Here is a 19925-nt window from a genome sequence, read left to right as displayed (position 1 = left end):
TCCCCGCCCCGGGTCAGGATGTTCGTGTCATAGGTCTTGTCAAACCACCGATCCGTCTGTGCGGATCTGGGTCGCACGCACCATGGTCTGAGGACCAAGTATGTTGATGCGCGCCGGACGAACGTGATGCTCGTGGGAGACTACTCCCCTAGGACGGAGCGGATTCTGCCTTCGAGAATCCGGTTCGGCAAGCGTTAATTTCAGGCACGTTTGGCGCGGTAAATCCGGAAGCCATTACCTTCGGCCATGACGGCACATACGCCAAGATGCTGTTCGATGATCGGCAGGTAGCGCAGGAAGCTGTTGGCAACCAGGCGCAATTCGCCTCCTTTTTTCAGATGTTCGCGGGCTTTTCGCAGCAGGTTTTCTGTTGCGGCGTAATCGGTGTGCACCCCGGTATGGAAGGGCGGGTTGGTCAGGATCACGTCCAGGTGTTTTGGCGCGGCATCGATGCCGTCACCAGTAATTACCTCAGCTTGAAGACCATTGGCAGCGAGCGTCAGACGGCTGCTGGCGGTGGCGAACGCGTCGACATCGAGCATCGTCACGTTCATGTCAGGGTTGCGACGTTTGACGGTAGCGCCCAACACGCCCGCCCCGCAACCGAAGTCAAGCAGGTGGCCGGTGGGCAGTCGATCGAGATTTTCCAGCAGCAGGGCAGAACCGCGATCCAGACGGCCGTGACTGAACACGCCCGGCAGGCTGACGACTTTCAACGGGCCGCTTTCGATCTCGATGTCGAAGTGTTTGGCCAGTGTGTTCAGCTCCACAGCTTGCGGGGCATTTTCCACAGTGACTTGCCAGAGCTGGCAATGGCGCGCGCTGTCGAGTTTGCGTGCGCGGCCGAAGGGGCTCAATTGACGGGCGGCCGCTTCGATGCCCGTGCGCTTTTCACCGACCAGAAACAGCTCGCGACCGGCCAGACGGGAGGCTAGTGCGTTGAGCAAGTAGTCGGTGAGGTCGCGGGCTTTGGGCAGAAACAGCACCGCCGCTTCGAAGGGCTCGGCGGGGGCGTCTGTGCCGAAGTGGGTGCGTTCGCTGAACCGGGTGTCCAGCGCGACGAAATCCCCGGCATGCCAACTCCAGCCCCGCGCATTGGGCAGCGTGCCCAGCAGATCGTCGGCAGGCAGGCCGGTCAATAGCAACGAGCCCTGAAACAACTCGGCCTGACGGAGTAACACTTCACTGCGCGGGTCCATCATCGGCTCCTGAAAAAAGGGCGCAGTTTAGCAGGTGAATGGATCGAGGGGCTGTAGCAGCACGGCTTGCCAGCGGCGGTGTCTTTGGAGCCGATACCGCCGGCAAACGGAACGTTGTCCGGCCGTACTGCTACAGGAGATAGGTGCACGGCCAAATATCAGCTGACAACCCGAATCGGCGTACCGGCATAGAACGCCTGCGCATTTTCATTGATTTGCCCGACGATGCGCTGGCGTGCTTCCTGGCTGCCCCAGGCGCTGTGCGGGGTAACGATCAGACGCGGGATGTCACCAGATAGCAGCGGATTGCCGTTGACTGGAGGCTCGACGGTCAGCACATCGGTCGCCGCACCGCCGAGATGACCATTGCGCAGCGCATCCGCCAACGCCTGCTCGTTGATCAAACCACCCCGGGCCGTGTTGACGATGAAGGCTTTGGGCTTCATCAGGCCAAGTTCGTGGGCGCCGATCATGTCGCGAGTGTGTTCGTTGAGCGGGCAATGCAGGGTCAGGGCGTCTACCTGGGGCAGCAATTCGTGCAGCGGCACGCGATCAGCGCGGGCAGGGCGGCCGGGGATCTGCCCGGAGACGACGCGCATGCCAAATGCCTCGGCAAGCTTTGCTACCGCTCCTCCCAGTTCTCCATGCCCGAGCAGCCCCAGGGTCTTGCCTTCCAGCTCGACGATCGGGAAGTCCAGTAGGCAAAACTGTTTCGACTTCTGCCATTGACCTTGATGGATGGCTTGCTGGTAATCCGGCAGGCGGGTCGCCATCGCCAACAGCAGCATCAAGGCGTGTTGCGCCACCGACGGCGTGCCGTAACCCTGGCAGTTGCTCACCACCACGCCATGCTTGCGCGCGGCTTCGAGGTCCACGTTATTGACCCCGGTAGCCGTCACCAGTACCAGCTTGAGCTCGGGGCATGCAGCGAACGCGGCGGCATCGATCATGATCTTGTTGGAAATCGCCACTTGAGCGCCCTGCAGTCGTTCGATCACCTGATCAGGGCTGGTACTGGAATGCAGCACCAGTTCGCTGAACGTTTCGCGCCAGGGCGCAAGGTCGAGATCACCGAGATCCAAAGAGGTGTGATCCAGAAAAACTGCTCTGTTTTGACTCGACATCAGCTGTACCTTTTGCTCGGTGAGTGGGAGGCGTAAGGTAGCGAGCGTACCAGAGCCTGCCGCTCGTCAAAACGCCTGGAGACCTACGATGTACTGGACGGAATTCTTTACCGTTGCCCTGATCCACCTGCTTGCCGTTGCCAGCCCCGGCCCGGATTTTGCGGTGGTGGTGCGTGAAAGCGTAACTCATGGCCGCAAGGCCGGAACCTACACCGCCATGGGCGTGGGAACGGCGATCTTCCTGCACGTCGGCTATTCGCTGCTTGGCATCGGGTTGATCGTTTCTCAGTCCATCGTGCTGTTCAACGCCTTGAAGTGGGCAGCGGCCGCCTATCTGCTTTACATCGGCTTCAAGGCCCTGCGCGCCAAGCCGGCCAATGCTTCGGATGCGCCGGTTGATCTGGCCAAGGGTGAGCGCACGGCGCGCGGTGCCTTTACGGCGGGTTTCGTGACCAATGGCCTGAATCCGAAAGCGACGCTGTTCTTTCTCTCGCTGTTCACCGTAGTGATCAACCCGCATACGCCGCTGCTGGTTCAGGCCGGTTATGGGGTGTATCTGGCGGTGGCGACGGGTGTGTGGTTCTGTCTGGTGGCCCGTCTGTTCAGCCAGGAGCGTGTACGAGCCGGTTTCGCACGAATGGGACACTGGTTCGACCGCGCAATGGGCGGCGTACTGGTGGCGTTGGGGGTGAAGCTGGCGTTGACCGAGATGCATTGATCGAACGCTGATTAGCTTTTCAGGAGCGCGCTTGCCCACGACGGCATTTGTCCAGACACCTCGAAGGTCACTGCCACAGCGCAATCTCGGGCAAACGCGCCTACAACGACGGGTAATACCTACCGCTTCAATTCACTCAACTGCCGCAAGGCTCCCAGATACTCCCGGGGGCTTTCGCCCAACAGGCGGCTGAACATCGCGCTGAACGCCCGGGCGCTGCCGTAGCCCAGGTCGTTCGCCACCCGCTGCACACTTTCTCCATCCAGCAATCTCGGCAGTGCTTCCATAAGCCGCAGTTGCTGACGCCACGCATTGAAGCTCACGCCCAGCTCCTGGTTGAACAGCCGCGTCAACGTGCGTGAACTGGCGCCCACTTGCTGCGCCCAGTCTTCCAGTGTGTTGCCGTGATCCGGGGTCTTGAGCAGGGCGGTGCAGATGCTTTGCAGGCGTCGGTCACGAGGCATGGGGATGTGCAGCGGCAGGTTTTCAAGGCCCGCGACCTCTTCGAGCATCAAGCGTTGAATCAAGGGATTGGCCGCGTGCTCGGGTCCTCGAGTCGCCCTCACGATCAGTTCGCGCAACAGCGGCGTCACGGCCAGCACGCAGCAGCTGTTCAAGCCCGACGGACAATGCTCGGCGCCGATGAACAGCGAGCGCATCAACACCTCGCCGGACATGAAAATCTCGTGCTCGACCATCGGCGGAATCCACACCGCGCGGCTCGGCGGAATCACCCAGGCGCCGCTCTCGGTGATCAGTCGCATCACGCCGCTGACTGCATACAGCAACTGCGCTTCGGGATGAAGGTGACGGGGTTGATGCGCGCCGTCGGGGTAATCGGCGGGATGTGCCGTGACCGGACTGTGACTGAGAAGGCTGATCAACATGGCGGGTTCGATGACTTTTCTGTCTGAAATGCAAATTGTCGCCAACTTAGCATGAGCATCCACAACCACTGCAAGCCCAGGTGCAGAGTCATGAGTCAATCCAGACAAACCAATTCCCCGCAACGTGTAATCCATTTCATCAACGCTGCCCACGTTATCGATCACATGTTCATGCTGATTTTCCCGGCGGCGGTGCTGGGCATGACCCAGGCCTTCGCGCTGGATTACGCGCAACTGATCGGCCTTTCGCTGGGCGGCTTCATCGCCTTCGGTGCCTGCTCGCTGCCCGCCGGCTGGCTGGGGGATCGCTGGAGTCGGCGACACATGATGCTGCTGTTTTTCTTCGGCATCGGTGCGGCGTCGATTATCACCGGGCTGAGCACCAGCACGACGATGCTGGCTGTCGGCATGACGCTGGTGGGGGTATTCGCCGCCATTTATCACCCTGTGGGCACCGCGATGCTGGTGGCGTACGCGCAGAATCGCGGCCGCGAAATCGGCGTCAACGGCATGTGGGGGAATCTTGGCGTGGCGTTTTCAGCGTTACTCACCGGGTTTCTGGTGGCGCAATTCGGCTGGCGCTCGGCGTTCATTCTGCCGGGCAGCGTGTCGATCCTGATCGGGATGCTGTTCGCCTGGCAGGTCAAGGATGAGCCGATTCCGCTGCGTCCGCACGCGGCCCCCAGGGGCAAGTCCGGTCAACGGATTTCCATGACCATGGTCTTCACTGTGCTGGCCATCGCCACTGCCACCGGCGGCGTGGTGTTCAACGCCACCACCATGACTTACCCGAAGCTGTTTCAGGATCGCCTGCATGACCTGTTCGCCTCACCGCAGACCCTGGGCCTGATCGTCAGCCTGGCCTATGCCTTCGGCGCCGTCGCGCAATTGACCATTGGCCGCTTTCTCGATCGCTTCAGCCTGAAATGGCCATTCGTGATTCTGACCGTATGCCAGGCGCCATTCCTGTTCGCGCTGGCCTACGTCGACAGTTGGCCGGTGATCGTGCTGGGCGCCGGGTTCATGTTCGTGGTGTTCGGTCAGGTCACGGTCAATGACGCGATGGTCGCCAACTTCGTCGCTGCGCAATGGCAATCCCGCATCTTCGCATTGCGTTACTTCCTGTCCTTCGGCGCCAGCGCCACGGCCATTCCGCTGATCGCGTATGTCGAGCCACGTCATGGCTTTGCCGGGCTGTATCTGATTCTCGCCGGGTTCGCCGCATTGACCTTTCTCGCCGCAGCTGTGTTCCCGCGCACGCCCGCCGAAAACCGCTCTGCGCAGCTGGCCTAGGACCTTTTCGCCCGTCAAATGGCGTAACGCCTGCATTGTCGCTCGTCTTTCGAATCATCCCTTTGGCTGATTTGACTGGCGAGTGAAGGCTCTAGAGTGCATATTTTCAGCACCGCCAATGCATCTTGAAAAGGGATTCCTATGCTGCAGACACGCGTGATTCCGCCAGCCGATGGCGCGTACCAGTATCCTCTGTTGATCAAAAGCCTGCTGATGTCGGGCAGCCGCTATGAGAAAACGCGGGAAATCGTTTACCGGGACCAATCACGCTATTCGTATCTGACGCTGAACGAGCGGATCTGCAGGCTGGCAAATGTGTTGACCGAGGCGGGGGTAAGGGCGGGCGATACCGTGGCGGTTATGGACTGGGACAGCCATCGTTACCTGGAATGCATGTTTGCCATCCCCATGATCGGTGCGGTAATCCACACCATCAACGTGCGCCTTTCGGCCGATCAGATCCTCTTCACCATGAACCACGCCGAAGACAAGTTCGTGCTGGTCAACAGCGAGTTCGCGCCCCTCTACAATTGCTTCGCCAACAAGCTGACCACGGTCGAGAAGACCCTGCTGCTCACCGACACCACCGACAGGACCGCTGATTTACCGAACCTGGTGGGTGAGTACGAAACGCTTCTGGCGGCAGCAAGCCCGCAGTACCGGTTCGAGGATTTCGACGAGAATTCGGTGGCGACCACTTTCTACACCACCGGCACCACGGGCAACCCGAAAGGGGTGTACTTCACCCATCGGCAACTGGTGCTGCACACGCTGGCGGTTGCCACGATCATGGGCAGCGTCGAGGGTTTGCTGGGCACCGACAAGGTCTATATGCCGATCACGCCGATGTTCCATGTGCATGCCTGGGGTGTGCCATACGCGGCAACCATGCTCGGTGTGAAACAGGTCTACCCCGGCCGTTACGATCCAGAGTTGCTGGTCGAGCTGTGGCGCAGGGAGAAGGTGAATTTTTCCCACTGCGTGCCGACCATCATGCAGATGGTGCTCAATGCCAAGGCCGCCAGGGATGTCGATTTCACCGGCTGGAACATCATCATCGGCGGCAGCTCGCTTAATCGTTCGCTGTATGAGGCTGCCAAGGCCAAAGGCATTCAACTGACCGCCGCCTACGGCATGTCGGAGACCGGGCCGCTGGTGTCGGTGGCGCATTTGAATGATGAACTGATGGCGGGCAGCGAAGACGAGCGCACCACATACCGGATCAAGGCCGGCACGCCTGGGGTGCTGGTCGAGGCGGCGATCGTCGACAGCGAGGGTAACTTCCTGCCATCCGATGGCGAGACCCAGGGCGAACTGGTGTTGCGCGCGCCGTGGCTCACCGAAAGTTACTACCGCGAGCCGCAGAAGGGTGCCGAACTGTGGGCCGGCGGCTGGCTGCACACCGGTGACGTGGCGACGCTGGACAGCATGGGCGGCATCGATATCCGCGACCGTATCAAGGACGTGATCAAGACGGGCGGCGAGTGGGTCTCTTCGCTGGAACTGGAAGACCTGTGCAGTCGCCATCCCGGCGTGCGCGAAGTGGCAGTGGTCGGGATCGCCGATCCGCAATGGGGTGAGCGCCCGTTCGCGTTGCTGGTCGCCCACGAAGGGCACGTGATCGACGCCAAGGCGCTCAAGGAGCACCTCAAGCCGTTCGTGGAACAGGGTCACATTAATAAATGGGCGATACCGAGCCAGATCGCCCTTGTTACCGAAATTCCCAAGACCAGCGTCGGCAAGCTCGACAAGAAGCGAATCCGCCTGGACATCGTCGAATGGCAAAGCACTAACAGCGCTTTTCTCTCCACCCTCTGAAGTTTTTTTCGCGCACATTGCCCTGATTTCGGTCATGGCAATGTGTCGCGAAGGCTCTGCGCCGGCGTCTGCCTTACCTTATTTCGAAATTCAGCCATCCTCGCTTTACCGCGCCAGTCAGTCCGCCGAAATCGGCGGGTTAGAGGCTTTGACGCTTTAAATCACACTTTAGAGGGATCAAGCAGTAGCACCTGCTGGCTATAGTCGGCAGTAGGTTGGACCGGAGAAAAACGCCGTTTCGCTTCGCAGCTTTACATGGGTTGCCCGAAACGCGTTGACACCCAGGCACTGCGGATCGATCCGCCTGAGTCGTTTCTGGAAGCACCCACTGCCATAAAAATAAAAGCACATGGAGTAGCGTCGATGACATCAGCAAACCTGTTCTGGCGCCGGGCAAAACTGCCTCTGGCCGTCAGCCTCGCTTCCACGCTCGCCGGTCCTGCATTCGGCGTCAGTTTCAACATCGGTGAAATCGAAGGTAATTTCGACTCGTCGCTCTCCATAGGCGCCAGTTGGTCCACCGAGAACGCCAACAAGAACCTGATCGGTTCGAACAACGGCGGACACGGCCTTTCCCAGACCTCCGATGACGGCCACCTGAACTTCAAAAGTGGGGAAACCTTTTCGAAGATCTTCAAGGGCATTCACGATCTGGAGCTCAAATACGGCGACACCGGCGTATTCCTGCGGGGCAAATACTGGTACGACTTCGAACTCAAGGATGAAGGCCGCGAGTTCAAGGACATCAGTGACTCGGGCCGCAAGGAGGCCGCCAAGTCTTCAGGTTTCGAACTGCTCGACGCGTTCGTCTACCACAACTACTCCATCGGCGATGAACCGGGCTCGGTGCGTCTGGGCAAGCAGGTGGTCAACTGGGGTGAGAGTACGTTCATCGGCGGTGGCATCAACAGCATCAACCCGATCGACGTCTCGGCATTCCGTCGTCCCGGTTCGGAAATCAAGGAGGGCCTGATTCCGGTCAACATGTTCTACCTGTCGCAGAACCTGACCGAAAACCTCTCGGCCGAAGGTTTCTACCAGCTGGAGTGGGACCAGACCGTCGTCGACAACTGCGGCACCTTCTTTTCTCAACCTGACGTGATCGCCGATGATTGCTCCAACAACCTCGCGGTATTGCGTACTCGCAACAGCCTTAACTCCGCATTGCCTGCGGCGCTGCGCGCGCCAGTGCAAGCCACGCTGGCGGCGCGTGGGGTGAACTTCGGCAACCCTGACGAGGGCGCCGTGGTTGCCCGTGGTCCTGACCGTGACGCCCGCGACAGCGGCCAGTACGGCCTGGCCATGCACTACAACTTCGAGCCGCTGGACACCGAGTTCGGCGCTTATTACATGAACTACCACAGCCGCTTGCCGATCTTCAGCGGCAAGGGCGGGCCAGCCAGCGCCTATAGCGCGTCGGGTCTGGTCGGGGGGCTGGTGGGCCGAGGTGTGCCGCTGGGTGTCGCCACCAGCCTGGCACCCACGTTGCTGCCAGTGGTGGTGGCTGGCAACTCCAGCTACTACGTCGAATACCCGGAAGACATACATCTGTTCGGTCTGAGCTTCTCGACCACGCTGCCGACAGGGACCGCATGGAGCGGCGAATTGAGTTATCGCCCGAATGCGCCGGTGCAGCTCAATACCACCGACATTCTGTACTCGGGCCTGACCCCGCTGAACCCTAGCGCTGCCTTGCTGCAAGGCGCGCCGGGTCAGGATCAGAAAGGCTATCGCCGCAAGGAAATCAGTCAGGCGCAGACCACCTTCACCCACTTCTTCGATCAAGTGATGGGTGCCGAGCGACTGACTGTGGTCGGCGAAGTAGGCTGGACTCACGTCGGCGGGCTGGAGAGCACCTCCAAATTGCGTTATGGCCGTGACCCGAGTTATGGGCCAGGTCCGCTGCCCAACGGCCAGTGTACTGCCCTCAACGCCAGCACCCTGGTTGGCGCGCCGCTGAACAACCTGAGCCGCTACTGTGAGAACGACGGCTTCACCACCACCGATTCGTGGGGTTATCGCGCCCGTGCCATCTGGGATTACAACAACGTGTTCGCCGGGGTGAACCTCAAGCCAAGTGTGGCCTGGTCCCACGACGTCGACGGCTACTCGCCAGGTCCCGGCGGTAACTTCGAAGAAGGTCGCAAAGCGATTAGCTTGGGTGTTGAGGCGGAATATCAGAACACTTACACCGCCAACCTTTCCTACACCAATTTCTTCGACGGCAAGTACACCACGGTGGATGACCGCGACTTCGTAGCCCTCAGCTTCGGTATGAACTTCTAAGGAACGACCATGGAAATGAAAATAACAAAAAGTCTGTTGCAGGTCGGCCTGCTGGGTCTGTCGTTGCTGGCGACCGGGGTGATGGCTGCGGTGTCCGACTCTGAAGCCGCAAAACTGGGCACCTCGCTGACGCCAATGGGCGCCGAAAAGGCTGGCAACGCTGCCAATACCATCCCCGCCTGGAGCCCGATCGCGACCAATGCCGGTGCCGTCGACAGCAAAGGTTTTCTGGCGAACCCCTACGCCAATGAAAAGCCGTTGTTCACCATCACCGCGCAGAACGTTGAGCAGTACAAAAACAATCTGGCACCGGGTCAATACGCGATGTTCAAGCGTTATCCGGATTCCTTCAAGATGCCGGTCTACCCTTCCCACCGTGGCGCGACAGTGCCGGCCGACGTGTTCGCTGCCATCAAAAAGAACGCCACCAACACCAGGCTGGTCTCGGGTGGCAACGGGCTGGAGAATTTCGAGACGGCGGTGCCGTTTCCGATTCCGCAAAGCGGTCTTGAGGTGATCTGGAACCACATCACCCGTTATCGCGGTGGCAGCGTGAAGCGTCTGGTGGTGCAGGTCACGCCGCAAACCAACGGGTCATTCAGCCCTGTGTATTTCCAGGATCAGTTCGTTTTTCGCGACAAGATGAAAGACTTCGATCCGAAGAACCCAGGCAACATCCTGTTCTACTTCAAGCAGGAGGTGACCGCTCCGGCGCGTCTGGCCGGTTCCGTACTGCTGGTACATGAAACCCTCGATCAGGTGAAGGAGCCTCGCTCTGCGTGGGTTTACAACGCCGGTCAGCGTCGCGTGCGTCGGGCGCCTCAGGTCTCTTATGACGGTCCGGGTACTGCAGCTGACGGCCTGCGTACCTCCGACAACCTCGACATGTATAACGGCGCACCGGATCGCTATGACTGGAAACTGATCGGCAAACAGGAGATGTACATCGCCTCCGACAGCTACAAGCTGGACGATCCGAAGCTCAAGTACACCGACATCGTCAGACCTGGCCACATCAACCAGGACCTGACGCGTTATGAGCTGCGTCGCGTCTGGCACGTGACCGCGACCCTGAAGGAAGGTCAGCGCCACATTTATGCCAAGCGTGATTTCTTCATCGACGAAGACACCTGGCAGGCGGCGGTGATCGATCACTACGACGGTCGTGGCCAACTGTGGCGCGTAGCCGAAGCTCACGCTGAGAACTACTACGACAAGCAAGTACCGTGGTATGCAGTGGAAACGCTGTACGACTTGCAGTCCGGCCGTTACCTGGCACTGGGCATGAAGAACGAAGAGAAGAGCGCTTACGACTTCGGCTTCACTGCCACTACCAGCGACTTCTCACCTAACGCCTTGCGCCAGGAAGGCGTGCGCTGATCCAGCTTTTGAATTGGCGCAGAGCCGTGCACCGTTGATAACAGCAATCGAGCACCCGTTGTACTGCGCCGCTTTATCCTATGGCTGAACCCCATAGTCGCAAGAAGAAGCGCCCCGATTCGTCGGGGTTTTTTATGACCGGCCTGGTCGGCCTGTGGGAGTGAGCGGATGAAGGTTCTTGACGTCAGCCTTCGTGAGCAGGCTCACTCCTGCATCGGTAATGTGTCCGCAGCTAAATCTCCCCAAACATATAAAGCAACATTCGCCTTGTTGATCGGATATGTTTTCTTACAGTCTTTCGTCGAACATTCTTCAAAAGCTCTGACATAGCCGCTAGTCTCCCGACATCTGAACGCCGAATAACAAGCACTTCTAACAAGAGCCGGCCATGACTGATCTGTCGCGTTTGCAAGGAATCGCAAATCACGCAGTCACTGCGTTGGAAGGACGTTTCTTCCGCCCACCCCTGCCAGAGGGCTACGTGCGCAGGACCAGGCTGTGCGAGCGGATGAGCGTGGGGTTGTCCGGGCGTCTGCTGTTGGTCAGTGCGCCTGCCGGATTCGGTAAGAGTTCGTTGGCCGTGGAATTCTGCGAAAGCCTGCCCGACCAGTGGCAAAACCTCTGGCTCGGCCTCAGCCAGCGTGACAGCGATCCCGGCAAGTTCCTCGAACGCCTTCTTTCCGGCCTTCAACAATTCTTCCCTCAGCTTGGCAATCAGGCGCTGGGCCTGTTGAAAATGCGTCAGCGGCATCAGCCATTTGCCTTCGAAGAGTGGCTCGACAGCCTGCTCGACGAGCTGGCGATGCACCTGATGTTGAGCAAACCGCTGCTTTTGGTGCTGGACGACTACCACCTCGTGCAAGGCCCGGTGCTTGATCGCTGCCTTCAATTTCTGCTTAACCATCTGCCGGCCGGCATGATCGTCATGGTCACCAGCCGTCAACGTCCAGACTGGCATCTGGCGCGGCTGCGCCTGTCGCGGCAACTGCTTGAGCTGTCAGAACAGGACCTGCGCCTGACTGACGACGAATCAATCGCGGTGCTGGATCAGCACAGTAGCTCGCTGACCGAGGAAGCACTGCACACCCTGCTGCAACGCAGCGAGGGCTGGGTCGCCGGATTGCGTTTCTGGCTGCTCACCGCTGCCGAGGCTGGCAGCAATACCCTGACTCAGGAACTCAACGGCGGCGAGGGTCTGATTCGCGACTATCTGCTTGAAGAAGTCATCGATTGCCTGCCCGCCGACGTTCAAGTCTTTTTATATGAAACGGCCTGCCTGGAGCGCTTCTGCAGTGCTTTGTGCGATGCGGCCCGCGACGGCCACGACAGTGCTGAAATGCTCGCTTTCCTGCAGGCGCATCAGGTGTTTCTCGTGCCGCTGGATGAAAGTGGGCGTTGGTTCCGCTATCACCATTTGTTTTCCGACCTGTTGCGGGCGCGGGCGGGCAGCACCGTTGCGCCCCAGCAAAGGCGCCTGCACCTGAACGCTTGCCGATGGTTCAGTGAACAAGGTTTGTTGGATGAGGCGATCGAACAGGCATTGCGCGCCGGCCACCACGACGTCGCTGCCAATCTGGTGCAAAACCTTTCCGAAGAACAGCTGCTGGCCGAACAGAACGTCGGCATGCTGCTGCGCTGGAAGATGGACCTGCCCGACAGCCTGCTGATCAGCACGCCACGTCTGATCGTCTTGTATGCGTGGGCGTTGGGGCTTGCCTGTCAGCTCGATGCCGCCGAGGAGTTGGGCAATCATCTGAGCCGCTTCCTGCCCGCGCCGTCGGCCACGGCGCAGAAATCCATGCTGGCGCAGTGGCTGGCGCTCAGCGGCATCATCGCCCGGGGGCGCGGCGACAGCGCAACCGCCCACCGTTATTGCAGCGAGGCGCTGGCCAGCCTGCCGCAGAAACGCTATGGGCAGCGCCTGCTGTGCCTCTCGACGCTGGCCAATCTGGCGCTGGCCGAGGGTGACCTGTGGCGCGCCAGGGCGCTGAACCGCGATGCTCTGGAATTGGCGCAAAGAGTCGCCAACCCGCTGTTCGAAGCGTTGGCGCATTACGACCGGGCGCGCACGTTACAGGCTCGCGGTGAGGCATTGCGCTCGCTCGAGGAGGTGCGCCAGGGGTTGCGTCGGTTGAACGGGCTGTCGTCGCAACGACTCTACGCGGTGCGCGCGCGGCTGACGTTATACGAAGGTTATCTGCTCGTTCAGTGCCTGCAGCCCGAAGCCGGGCGCGCTCGGCTCAATGCCGGTCTGGCCGAAGCGCGAGCCTGTCGCGACATCAGCGTATTGATCGGTCATTGCGTCATCGCCGGGCTTGAAGGCCGGGAAGGGCGATTCGCCGAGTCCTTCGCCGAACTGGCCGAGGCCGAACGCCTGATGCATATCTGGGATGTGCCACCGGTTTATTACCTGGCGATGATCACCCTGGCCAAATGCGAGCTGTGGCTGGCGCAGGGGCGGATTGATCTGGCGGATGCCTGGCTGCTGCGGCTGGGGCAGACCTACGGCGGTGATCAGCCTGCCGCGGCGCCCGAATGCATGCCGCAGCTGCCGCAGCACATCGAGTTGCTGAGCGCCATGCTCGACAAGATTCAGGGCCGGGTCGAAGACTCTGCCCAGCGCCTGACGCGATTGGAAGAGCACGCCCAACAAATCGATGCCGGGCTGATGGGACTGAATGCCCTCAGCCAGCACATCTTGCTCGCGCTTGATACGCAGGACAGAACCAAAGCGCAAACCCTGCTCAATCGCAGCCTTCAAAGCGCAATGGGCGGCGCTGTGTTGCCATTGCTCGGCGTCGTCCGCCAACATCCGCAGTGGCTACGCGAGCAACTGCTCAAACGCCCGCGCTGCCGACTCGTGGACTATCTGCTCAATCAGCTGCCGCCCGACACTGGAAAAGAACCGCCTTGCGCGCGAGAAAACAGCGACCCCGTTCCCTGTCCCGGCGGCGAAGCCCTCAGCGCGCGTGAACTCGGCGTTCTGCAACTCATCGCCCAGGGTTGCTCCAATCAGGAAATCAGCGAACGGTTGTTCATCTCGCTGCACACGGTCAAAACCCACGCCAGTCACATCAACAGCAAGCTTGGCGTAGAGCGCAGAACGCAGGCCGTGGCGCGAGCGCAGGAGCTGGGGTTGTTGGGGTAAATCGTGATTTGGGCATTAAATTGCTTGCTCAGAGCGCCGCCGCCCCCGCCCACATAGTCTCCACACCCTGCACACCCCAGTCCTTGGCCAGCTCGAACTTGACGATCGCGTCCTGTTCGTCGGAACTGGCAAGGTCGATGATTTCCGGCTCGAAAGCGATTCGGGTTCGGGTGGACAGGAAAACCTTCACTTTCGGATGCAGCAGCGATTTTTCGCCTTGTTCGACAACCACGCCCAGACGCTCGCTTTTCAGGCGCACCAGCGCACCGACGGGATAGATGCCGACGGTCTTGACGAAGTGCTGGAAGATCGTTTCGTCGAAATGGCCTTTCCATGACGCCATCTCGCGAATGGATTGCGCGGCGTTCCAGCCCCTTTTGTAGGGACGGTCCGAGGTGACGGCGTCGTAGACATCGCAGATCGCCCCCATCCTGGCGAACAGGCTGATTTCTTCACCTTTGAGCCCGTGAGGATAACCGCTGCCATCGACTTTCTCGTGGTGATGCAGGCACACATCTCGAACAGCATGGGTGACTTGCTGGCAGTTTTGCAGAATTTCCAGCCCCGCTTGCGGATGGTGTTTCATGACTTCGTATTCGTCGTAAGTGAGGCGATCGGCTTTGTTGAGGATCGCTGGCGCGATCTTCATCTTGCCGACATCGTGCATCAACCCGGCAACCCCCGCTTCGCGGACCTGTTCTTCGCTCAGGTCCATTCGCTGCGCGAGCGCCACCATCAGCGCGCAGACCGCGACCGAGTGCATGTAGGTGTATTCATCGGACGTTTTCAGACGCGACAGGCTGATCAGCGCGTGAGGATGGCGCATGACCGAAGTCGAAATTTCTTCAACCAGAAGGTCGACATCCTGGGCGTTCATCGCGCGGCCCATGCGGGCATCGGTGAACATTTTCATGACCGCATCTTTTGCACGGCCGCAGATCAATCTGGCGCGAGCCAGCTCTTTCTCCATGCTGGCAGGGGTAGTGTCGGTGTCGCAGACACTTCTCGAGGCAACAGCCAGGATGTGTACCTGCACAGTGGGGCTTTTGCCGCGTCGAGTGTCGATCCACACTTCGCGCGTCGATTCCTGAATGCGATGCAGAACCGCCTCGTCGCGCAATTCGCGCTCTACGTGCTGGGTCCAGAATGGATCGTGTACTCGTGGACGACAGAACTCGTGGATGTACATACCCAACGTTAGATCGGAAACCGCGATTTTTCTTAGCATGGAGCCTGCTCGTTTCGCTTTGGGCCTGGGCTGCCTTGCGGGGTCATCGAGTCGACTTCTTATCGTCTCGAACGCTACACCTCTCACTGGTTGCGTAGTGCCAGTATATGAGCGGGTTTTTGAAAAATACATCATTCAAACAACAGGCTTGAACAGCCGGTTTTTTCTGTTTTTATCCTGTTAAACATAAGGTTAGAGAATACGATTCGGACGCCGGCGAAGGTTTAGGAAAATTTATCCGACAAATTGCTTTGCTTGGATGGCGGGAACCACTCGATCGAGTGCAAAAAGCGAACTCAAAACCGTCAGCGACATTGAAGAAAACTACGGCGTCGAAAATGGCTTCATGCCACAGCACCGTTAACGCTCGGCAGCCTGAACACTGGAATAGTGACTGGGCGCACAGCCCACCAAACGCCGAAACATGGTCGAAAAGGCTGCGTGGCTTTCGTAACCAAGGTCCATCGCAATGCGGGTCACCGACTCGCCAGCAGACAGTCGTGACAGGGCCAGCACCACACAGGCCTGCTGTCGCCATTGGCCGAAACTCATCTGTGTCTGCTCGCGAAACAGGCGACTGAACGAGCGCTCGCTGACGAACAGATCCCGAGCCCAGTCCAGCGGTGACTGATGAATGTCCGGACATTGCAAAAAGCCCTGGCAGCGAGCGAGCAAGCGCGGCTCGTCAGGCAATGGAATGTGCAAGGGTAGCGCTCGCGCCTGTTCGATCTCCAGCAGCACCAGCGATATCAGCACCCCGTCGCGGCCCTGAGGGTCATACGCCAGCGGCATTTCCACGGCCTCGATCAGTAGCTGCCGTAGCAGGGGCGAGACGCCGATCACTTCGCAGTCATCCCGCGACAGCGGCACCGCGGTGGGCTCGATGTACAGGCTGCGAGTACTCACGCCGAGCATCAGCACCTCATGCGCAAGGCCCGGAGGAATCCACACCGCTTGCTGGGGCGGCACCACCCAGTCGCCTTGTTCGGTGGAGACCTTCATCACGCCCGTCGAGCCGTACAGCAACTGCGCGCGCCGGTGATGATGCCGGCGCAACAGATACCCATCGGCGTAGTCGTTGCCAATCGCCACGACCGGGCGCGGTGTGCTGTCGAGGGTGTCGATGGAGATATTGCGCATGGCGGTCCCTTCAGAGTCTGGCCGAAACACAAACATGAATGGCCTGAATCCTCAAGCTCAATCTGATGGACCTGTTTATCGTCTGCGCATCTTCTTCAAGGGCTTGGCGCGATGATCTATTTACTTCTGACACTGTTCGGCGGCTTTTCCGGCGTGACGACGGTGCTGTTCGGTTTTGGTGGCGGCTTCGTCGTCGTGCCGGTGCTTTATGGGGTGCTGATCAGTGGTGCGGGTGGCGCGCTGGCCGAGCAAGCTGCCATGCACGTGGCCGTAGCGACTTCCACGTGTGTGATGATCGTCAACGCCGCCCTCAGCACCCGTCGATCAGCCCGTGCCGGAACCCTGCTCAAGGCCTGGCTGTGGCCCTTGGCGGGTTTCATCGCCGCCGGTTCATTGGTCGGCGCCGTAGCAGCAGGATTTGTCAGCGGTGCAGCATTGCGCGTGGCGTTTGTCGTTTATCTGGCAATCACCATCGTCGATTGCCTGTGCAGACGCGGATTCGTCTCATCGACCTTTGAGGGCGAGCCGCATCGCCTGAGCCGCTGGAGCGTCGGGCCAGGCGGTATCGCCATCGGCGCCATTGCAACGTTTTTGGGGGTAGGCGGTAGTGTAATGACCGTTCCTTTGCTGCGCCGCTGCGGCTTGAGCATGACCAAGGCGACCTCCATGGCCAACCCGCTGAGCCTGCCCGTGGCGGTGGTCGGCACGGCGACTTATATGCTGACCGGTTTGGGCAATACAGGGTTGGGGGCGGGATACATCGGTTACGTCAATCTCGGCGCTTTCGCCGCACTCACCCTCGGCGCATGGTTCGGAATGCGCCTGGCCGCTCGGTGGGTGGGACGCATCCCGGATCAACTGCACGCGCGGGCATATGTGGGATTGTTGGCGGTGGTGCTGGTGAGCATGGTTTTGGTGTGAAATCAGGCTTACTCGCCATCACATCAGGTGCCACTGCCTATTGCGTTGCGCGCGTGTTAAAGCAACTACGAGTTGAATGGGCGCAGATTTCGGGGGAACCTTGGCCATCGACTGGCCGGGCAGCGCCCGCACTTCACTCATTGCGTTCAGGTCCTCATGCAACCCACCAAAACCAACCTCATCCGCGAAACTTTCCCCGTCGGCCCTTTGCAGTGTAACTGCACGATTATCGGCGACCCGGTCACCAAACAGGCGATCGTGGTCGATCCCGGTGGCAATCCCGAGCTGATTCTGGCGAAGCTCGAAGCTCACGGATTGAAGGTGGTCAGCATCATTCACACCCACGCGCATCTGGATCATTTTCTCGCGTCGGGGCAGTTGAAAGAGAAGACCGGGGCGACGCTGCATCTGCATAAAGAAGATCAGTTCCTGTGGGACAACCTCGAGACCCAGTGTCAGGTGTTCCGTGTGCCTTATGTGCCAGTCCCGTCGCCGGATCGCTGGCTGGAACACGATGAGGAATTGGTGTGCGGATGCGGTGTGGCGTTGCACACACCGGGGCATACACCGGGGTCGATGAGCTTCTGGTTCGAGGATGCGAAGCTGTTGATTGCTGGCGATACGTTGTTCAAGCGTGGGATTGGGCGCACGGATTTATGGGGCGGCGATCAAGCGACCATCGTGCGCTCGATCAAGGAGCGTCTTTACACGTTGGATGAGGATGCGACGGTCGTGACAGGGCATGGGCCGGACACGCGCCTGGGCGATGAAATGCGCGAAAACCCTTTCGTAAGAGCGTGAATCGTTCAGGCGGCGTTAAGGAATTTTTGACTACTGTCATGCTCTAACCGCGCACATGGCCACGGTTTTGATCGTTGCGCCAAAGCAAGCAATACAGGAGCTTTCCTTGATGTTTACCATTCGCCGTTCGATCATCGCTGCCACCGCGCTCGCTGTCTTGTCTGGCTGCGCGACGCAGAATCCTTACGACAATCAGGGGCAGGCGCAGAATTCCGGCGGCGTGAGCAAGACCGCCAAATACGGTGGTCTGGGCGCGCTGGCCGGTGCCGTCGCCGGTGCCGCCATCGACCACAACAACCGGGGCAAGGGAGCGCTGATCGGTGCCGCTGTGGTCGGCGCGGGCGCAGCCGGATACGGTTATTACGCCGACAAGCAGGAAGCCGCCTTGCGCGCGAGCATGGCCAATACCGGGGTTGAAGTGCAGCGTGAAGGCGACAACATCAAGCTGGTCATGCCGGGCAACATTACCTTCGCCACCGACTCTTCGGCGATTGCCAGCAGCTTCTATTCGCCTCTGAACAACCTTGCCGGTTCCCTGAAGCAATACAACCAGAACATGATTGAAATCGTCGGTTACACCGACAGCACCGGCAGCCGCCAGCACAACATGGATCTGTCGCAACAGCGCGCACAAAGCGTGGCGACTTATCTGACGTCGCAAGGGGTGGATGCTGCTCACCTGTCAGTTCGCGGTGCCGGTCCTGACTCGCCGATCGCCAGCAATGCCGACGTCAACGGCCGCGCGCAGAACCGTCGGGTCGAGGTCAATCTCAAGCCGATTCCTGGTCAGCAGTATCAACAGCAGCAGTAAGTTTGGTGTATAACACCCGAACCCCGGCCCTTGTGCCGGGGTTTTTGTTTTGGGGGTGATTTGTGTCTGCTGTCTGAGCCATTGTTGGGCTGCCAACCCGCAGCTCTGTGGGAGTGAGCTTGCTCACGAAGGCTGACTTCCAGGCCCTACGTCTAATGTGAATGTACTGGCCGCTTCGTGAGCAAGCTCACTTCACAGGTCACCGTGCCTGCTATTTCTATGAGGATTTGCGCGGATAACGTTCATGCATCTCGCCCAGCAGCACATCCTTCTCTTCCCACAAGCGGTTGATCCACTGCTGAAACTCGGCGCGATACGCCTCGTCCTGATCGTAGCTCTTGCCTATGAACTGCCGAGGGATCTGCACTTGCTCGAAATGCGCGACCACCTCGCGAACCTTGCCGCACAGTAAATCCCAGTAACCCGGCTGGCCGGCGGGGTAGTGGATGGTCACGTTAACGATGGACTCCAATTGCTCACCCATGGCATCCAGCACGAAAGCAATTCCGCCCGCCTTGGGCTTGAGCAGATAGCGAAACGGTGAGTTCTGCTGGGCATGTTTGCCTTTGGTGAAGCGCGTGCCTTCGGCGAAGTTGAATATGCCTACCGGGTTGTTGCGAAACTTCGCGCAGGTGCGGCGGGTGGTTTCCAGATCCTTGCCTTTCTTTTCCGGATGTTTGGCCAGATACGCTTTGCTGTAACGCTTCATGAACGGAAAGCCCAGCGCCCACCACGCCAGGCCGATCACCGGCACCCAGATCAGCTCCTGCTTGAGAAAAAACTTCAGCGGACGAATGCGCCGGTTCAGCACGTACTGCAAGACCATGATGTCGACCCAGCTCTGATGGTTGCTGGTCACCAGGTACGAGTGTTGATAGTCCAGGCTTTCCAGGCCACTCAGGTGCCAGCGGGTATGGCCGAGCAGGTTCATCCAGGCATTGTTGTTGCTGATCCAGGCCTCGTGGATGTGGCTCATCAGCCAGTCCGTGACCTTCTGCGCGGCGGGGAAGGGCAGGCACAGTTTGAAGATCGCGACGATGAACAATGGCGTACAGCAGACAATCGTATTGAGCGCCAACAACAGCGAGGCGATGACACCACGCAAAGGGGCGGGCAGGAAATCCATGGGGGACCGAACTCCAGAGGTAAGACAGCCGCCGGTTAATTTCCG

The 19925-nt window shown here is 59.6% G+C and carries 15 protein-coding genes and 1 riboswitch; of the genes, 9 read left to right on the top strand and 6 right to left on the bottom strand.

What is annotated here, in order from left to right:
* Window positions 1-24 precede the first annotated feature (24 nt).
* A riboswitch (yybP-ykoY riboswitch) is annotated at window positions 25-162 on the bottom strand.
* Between the two features lie 38 nt (window positions 163-200).
* Entirely contained in the window at window positions 201-1199 is a 999-nt protein-coding gene (locus CE491_RS09870) for a class I SAM-dependent methyltransferase (protein ID WP_110948176.1), read from the bottom strand.
* 158 nt (window positions 1200-1357) lie between these two features.
* Window positions 1358-2323, bottom strand: coding sequence for a 2-hydroxyacid dehydrogenase (locus CE491_RS09865; RefSeq protein ID WP_110948175.1), 966 nt, complete (start codon window positions 2321-2323; stop codon window positions 1358-1360).
* A gap of 88 nt (window positions 2324-2411) precedes the next feature.
* Between CE491_RS09865 and CE491_RS09860 the strand changes: the two genes are divergently transcribed.
* On the top strand, window positions 2412-3041 hold the full coding sequence (locus CE491_RS09860) for a LysE family translocator (RefSeq protein WP_110948174.1): 630 nt from the start codon (window positions 2412-2414) through the stop codon (window positions 3039-3041).
* Window positions 3042-3160: 119 nt separating this feature from the next.
* On the opposite strand, the gene CE491_RS09855 is transcribed toward CE491_RS09860, so the two are convergent.
* Window positions 3161-3928: an AraC family transcriptional regulator gene (locus CE491_RS09855; protein ID WP_110948173.1), complete on the bottom strand. Its 768-nt coding sequence runs from the start codon at window positions 3926-3928 to the stop codon at window positions 3161-3163.
* 90 nt (window positions 3929-4018) lie between these two features.
* On the opposite strand from CE491_RS09855, the gene CE491_RS09850 reads away from it, so the two are divergent.
* The 5 genes from CE491_RS09850 (at window position 4019) to CE491_RS09830 (ending at window position 13853) form a co-directional block, all read left to right on the top strand.
* Window positions 4019-5221, top strand: coding sequence for an MFS transporter (locus tag CE491_RS09850; protein ID WP_110948172.1), 1203 nt, complete (start codon window positions 4019-4021; stop codon window positions 5219-5221).
* Window positions 5222-5362: 141 nt separating this feature from the next.
* Window positions 5363-7039: a fatty acid--CoA ligase gene (locus tag CE491_RS09845; protein ID WP_110948171.1), complete on the top strand. Its 1677-nt coding sequence runs from the start codon at window positions 5363-5365 to the stop codon at window positions 7037-7039.
* Between the two features lie 363 nt (window positions 7040-7402).
* Entirely contained in the window at window positions 7403-9325 is a 1923-nt protein-coding gene (locus CE491_RS09840) for a DUF1302 domain-containing protein (RefSeq protein ID WP_110948170.1), read from the top strand.
* 15 nt (window positions 9326-9340) lie between these two features.
* Complete coding sequence (locus tag CE491_RS09835; RefSeq protein ID WP_199885048.1) at window positions 9341-10705, top strand: DUF1329 domain-containing protein; 1365 nt, start codon at window positions 9341-9343, stop codon at window positions 10703-10705.
* A gap of 388 nt (window positions 10706-11093) precedes the next feature.
* Window positions 11094-13853: a LuxR C-terminal-related transcriptional regulator gene (locus tag CE491_RS09830; protein ID WP_110948168.1), complete on the top strand. Its 2760-nt coding sequence runs from the start codon at window positions 11094-11096 to the stop codon at window positions 13851-13853.
* Between the two features lie 28 nt (window positions 13854-13881).
* Here CE491_RS09830 and CE491_RS09825 read toward each other — a convergent pair whose 3' ends face one another.
* Both CE491_RS09825 and CE491_RS09820 read right to left on the bottom strand, forming a co-directional pair.
* Window positions 13882-15081, bottom strand: a complete 1200-nt coding sequence (locus CE491_RS09825; RefSeq protein ID WP_110948167.1) for an HD-GYP domain-containing protein — start codon at window positions 15079-15081, stop codon at window positions 13882-13884.
* 360 nt (window positions 15082-15441) lie between these two features.
* Entirely contained in the window at window positions 15442-16221 is a 780-nt protein-coding gene (locus CE491_RS09820; protein ID WP_110948217.1) for an AraC family transcriptional regulator, read from the bottom strand.
* Window positions 16222-16332: 111 nt separating this feature from the next.
* Here CE491_RS09820 and CE491_RS09815 point away from each other — a divergent pair, with 111 nt between their 5' ends.
* The 3 genes from CE491_RS09815 (at window position 16333) to CE491_RS09805 (ending at window position 18754) form a co-directional block, all read left to right on the top strand.
* Window positions 16333-17142: a sulfite exporter TauE/SafE family protein gene (locus CE491_RS09815; protein WP_110948166.1), complete on the top strand. Its 810-nt coding sequence runs from the start codon at window positions 16333-16335 to the stop codon at window positions 17140-17142.
* Window positions 17143-17298: 156 nt separating this feature from the next.
* Entirely contained in the window at window positions 17299-17943 is a 645-nt protein-coding gene (locus CE491_RS09810; protein WP_110948165.1) for an MBL fold metallo-hydrolase, read from the top strand.
* Window positions 17944-18052: 109 nt separating this feature from the next.
* Entirely contained in the window at window positions 18053-18754 is a 702-nt protein-coding gene (locus CE491_RS09805) for an OmpA family protein (RefSeq protein ID WP_110948164.1), read from the top strand.
* A 217-nt stretch (window positions 18755-18971) separates the two neighbouring features.
* Here the strand turns inward: CE491_RS09805 and CE491_RS09800 are convergent, their stop codons facing one another.
* Window positions 18972-19880 (bottom strand): acyltransferase, encoded by a 909-nt coding sequence (locus tag CE491_RS09800; protein ID WP_110948163.1) that lies wholly within the window; start codon window positions 19878-19880, stop codon window positions 18972-18974.
* Window positions 19881-19925 lie beyond the last annotated feature (45 nt).

Source organism: Pseudomonas bohemica (assembly GCF_002934685.1).
GTDB classification, from domain to species: Bacteria; Pseudomonadota; Gammaproteobacteria; order Pseudomonadales; family Pseudomonadaceae; genus Aquipseudomonas; species Aquipseudomonas bohemica.
This window is presented reverse-complemented; position numbering and strand designations above follow the sequence as displayed.

Coding starts and splice junctions, on each gene's coding strand:
- CE491_RS09825 (WP_110948167.1), bottom strand. CDS start 15,081: ATGCTAAGAAAAATCGCGGTTTCCGATCTAACGTTGGGTATGTACATC.
- CE491_RS09855 (WP_110948173.1), bottom strand. CDS start 3,928: ATGTTGATCAGCCTTCTCAGTCACAGTCCGGTCACGGCACATCCCGCC.
- CE491_RS09840 (WP_110948170.1), top strand. CDS start 7,403: ATGACATCAGCAAACCTGTTCTGGCGCCGGGCAAAACTGCCTCTGGCC.
- CE491_RS09835 (WP_199885048.1), top strand. CDS start 9,341: ATGAAAATAACAAAAAGTCTGTTGCAGGTCGGCCTGCTGGGTCTGTCG.
- CE491_RS09800 (WP_110948163.1), bottom strand. CDS start 19,880: ATGGATTTCCTGCCCGCCCCTTTGCGTGGTGTCATCGCCTCGCTGTTG.
- CE491_RS09810 (WP_110948165.1), top strand. CDS start 17,299: ATGCAACCCACCAAAACCAACCTCATCCGCGAAACTTTCCCCGTCGGC.
- CE491_RS09850 (WP_110948172.1), top strand. CDS start 4,019: ATGAGTCAATCCAGACAAACCAATTCCCCGCAACGTGTAATCCATTTC.
- CE491_RS09815 (WP_110948166.1), top strand. CDS start 16,333: ATGATCTATTTACTTCTGACACTGTTCGGCGGCTTTTCCGGCGTGACG.
- CE491_RS09845 (WP_110948171.1), top strand. CDS start 5,363: ATGCTGCAGACACGCGTGATTCCGCCAGCCGATGGCGCGTACCAGTAT.
- CE491_RS09805 (WP_110948164.1), top strand. CDS start 18,053: ATGTTTACCATTCGCCGTTCGATCATCGCTGCCACCGCGCTCGCTGTC.
- CE491_RS09860 (WP_110948174.1), top strand. CDS start 2,412: ATGTACTGGACGGAATTCTTTACCGTTGCCCTGATCCACCTGCTTGCC.
- CE491_RS09830 (WP_110948168.1), top strand. CDS start 11,094: ATGACTGATCTGTCGCGTTTGCAAGGAATCGCAAATCACGCAGTCACT.
- CE491_RS09820 (WP_110948217.1), bottom strand. CDS start 16,221: ATGCGCAATATCTCCATCGACACCCTCGACAGCACACCGCGCCCGGTC.
- CE491_RS09870 (WP_110948176.1), bottom strand. CDS start 1,199: ATGGACCCGCGCAGTGAAGTGTTACTCCGTCAGGCCGAGTTGTTTCAG.
- CE491_RS09865 (WP_110948175.1), bottom strand. CDS start 2,323: ATGTCGAGTCAAAACAGAGCAGTTTTTCTGGATCACACCTCTTTGGAT.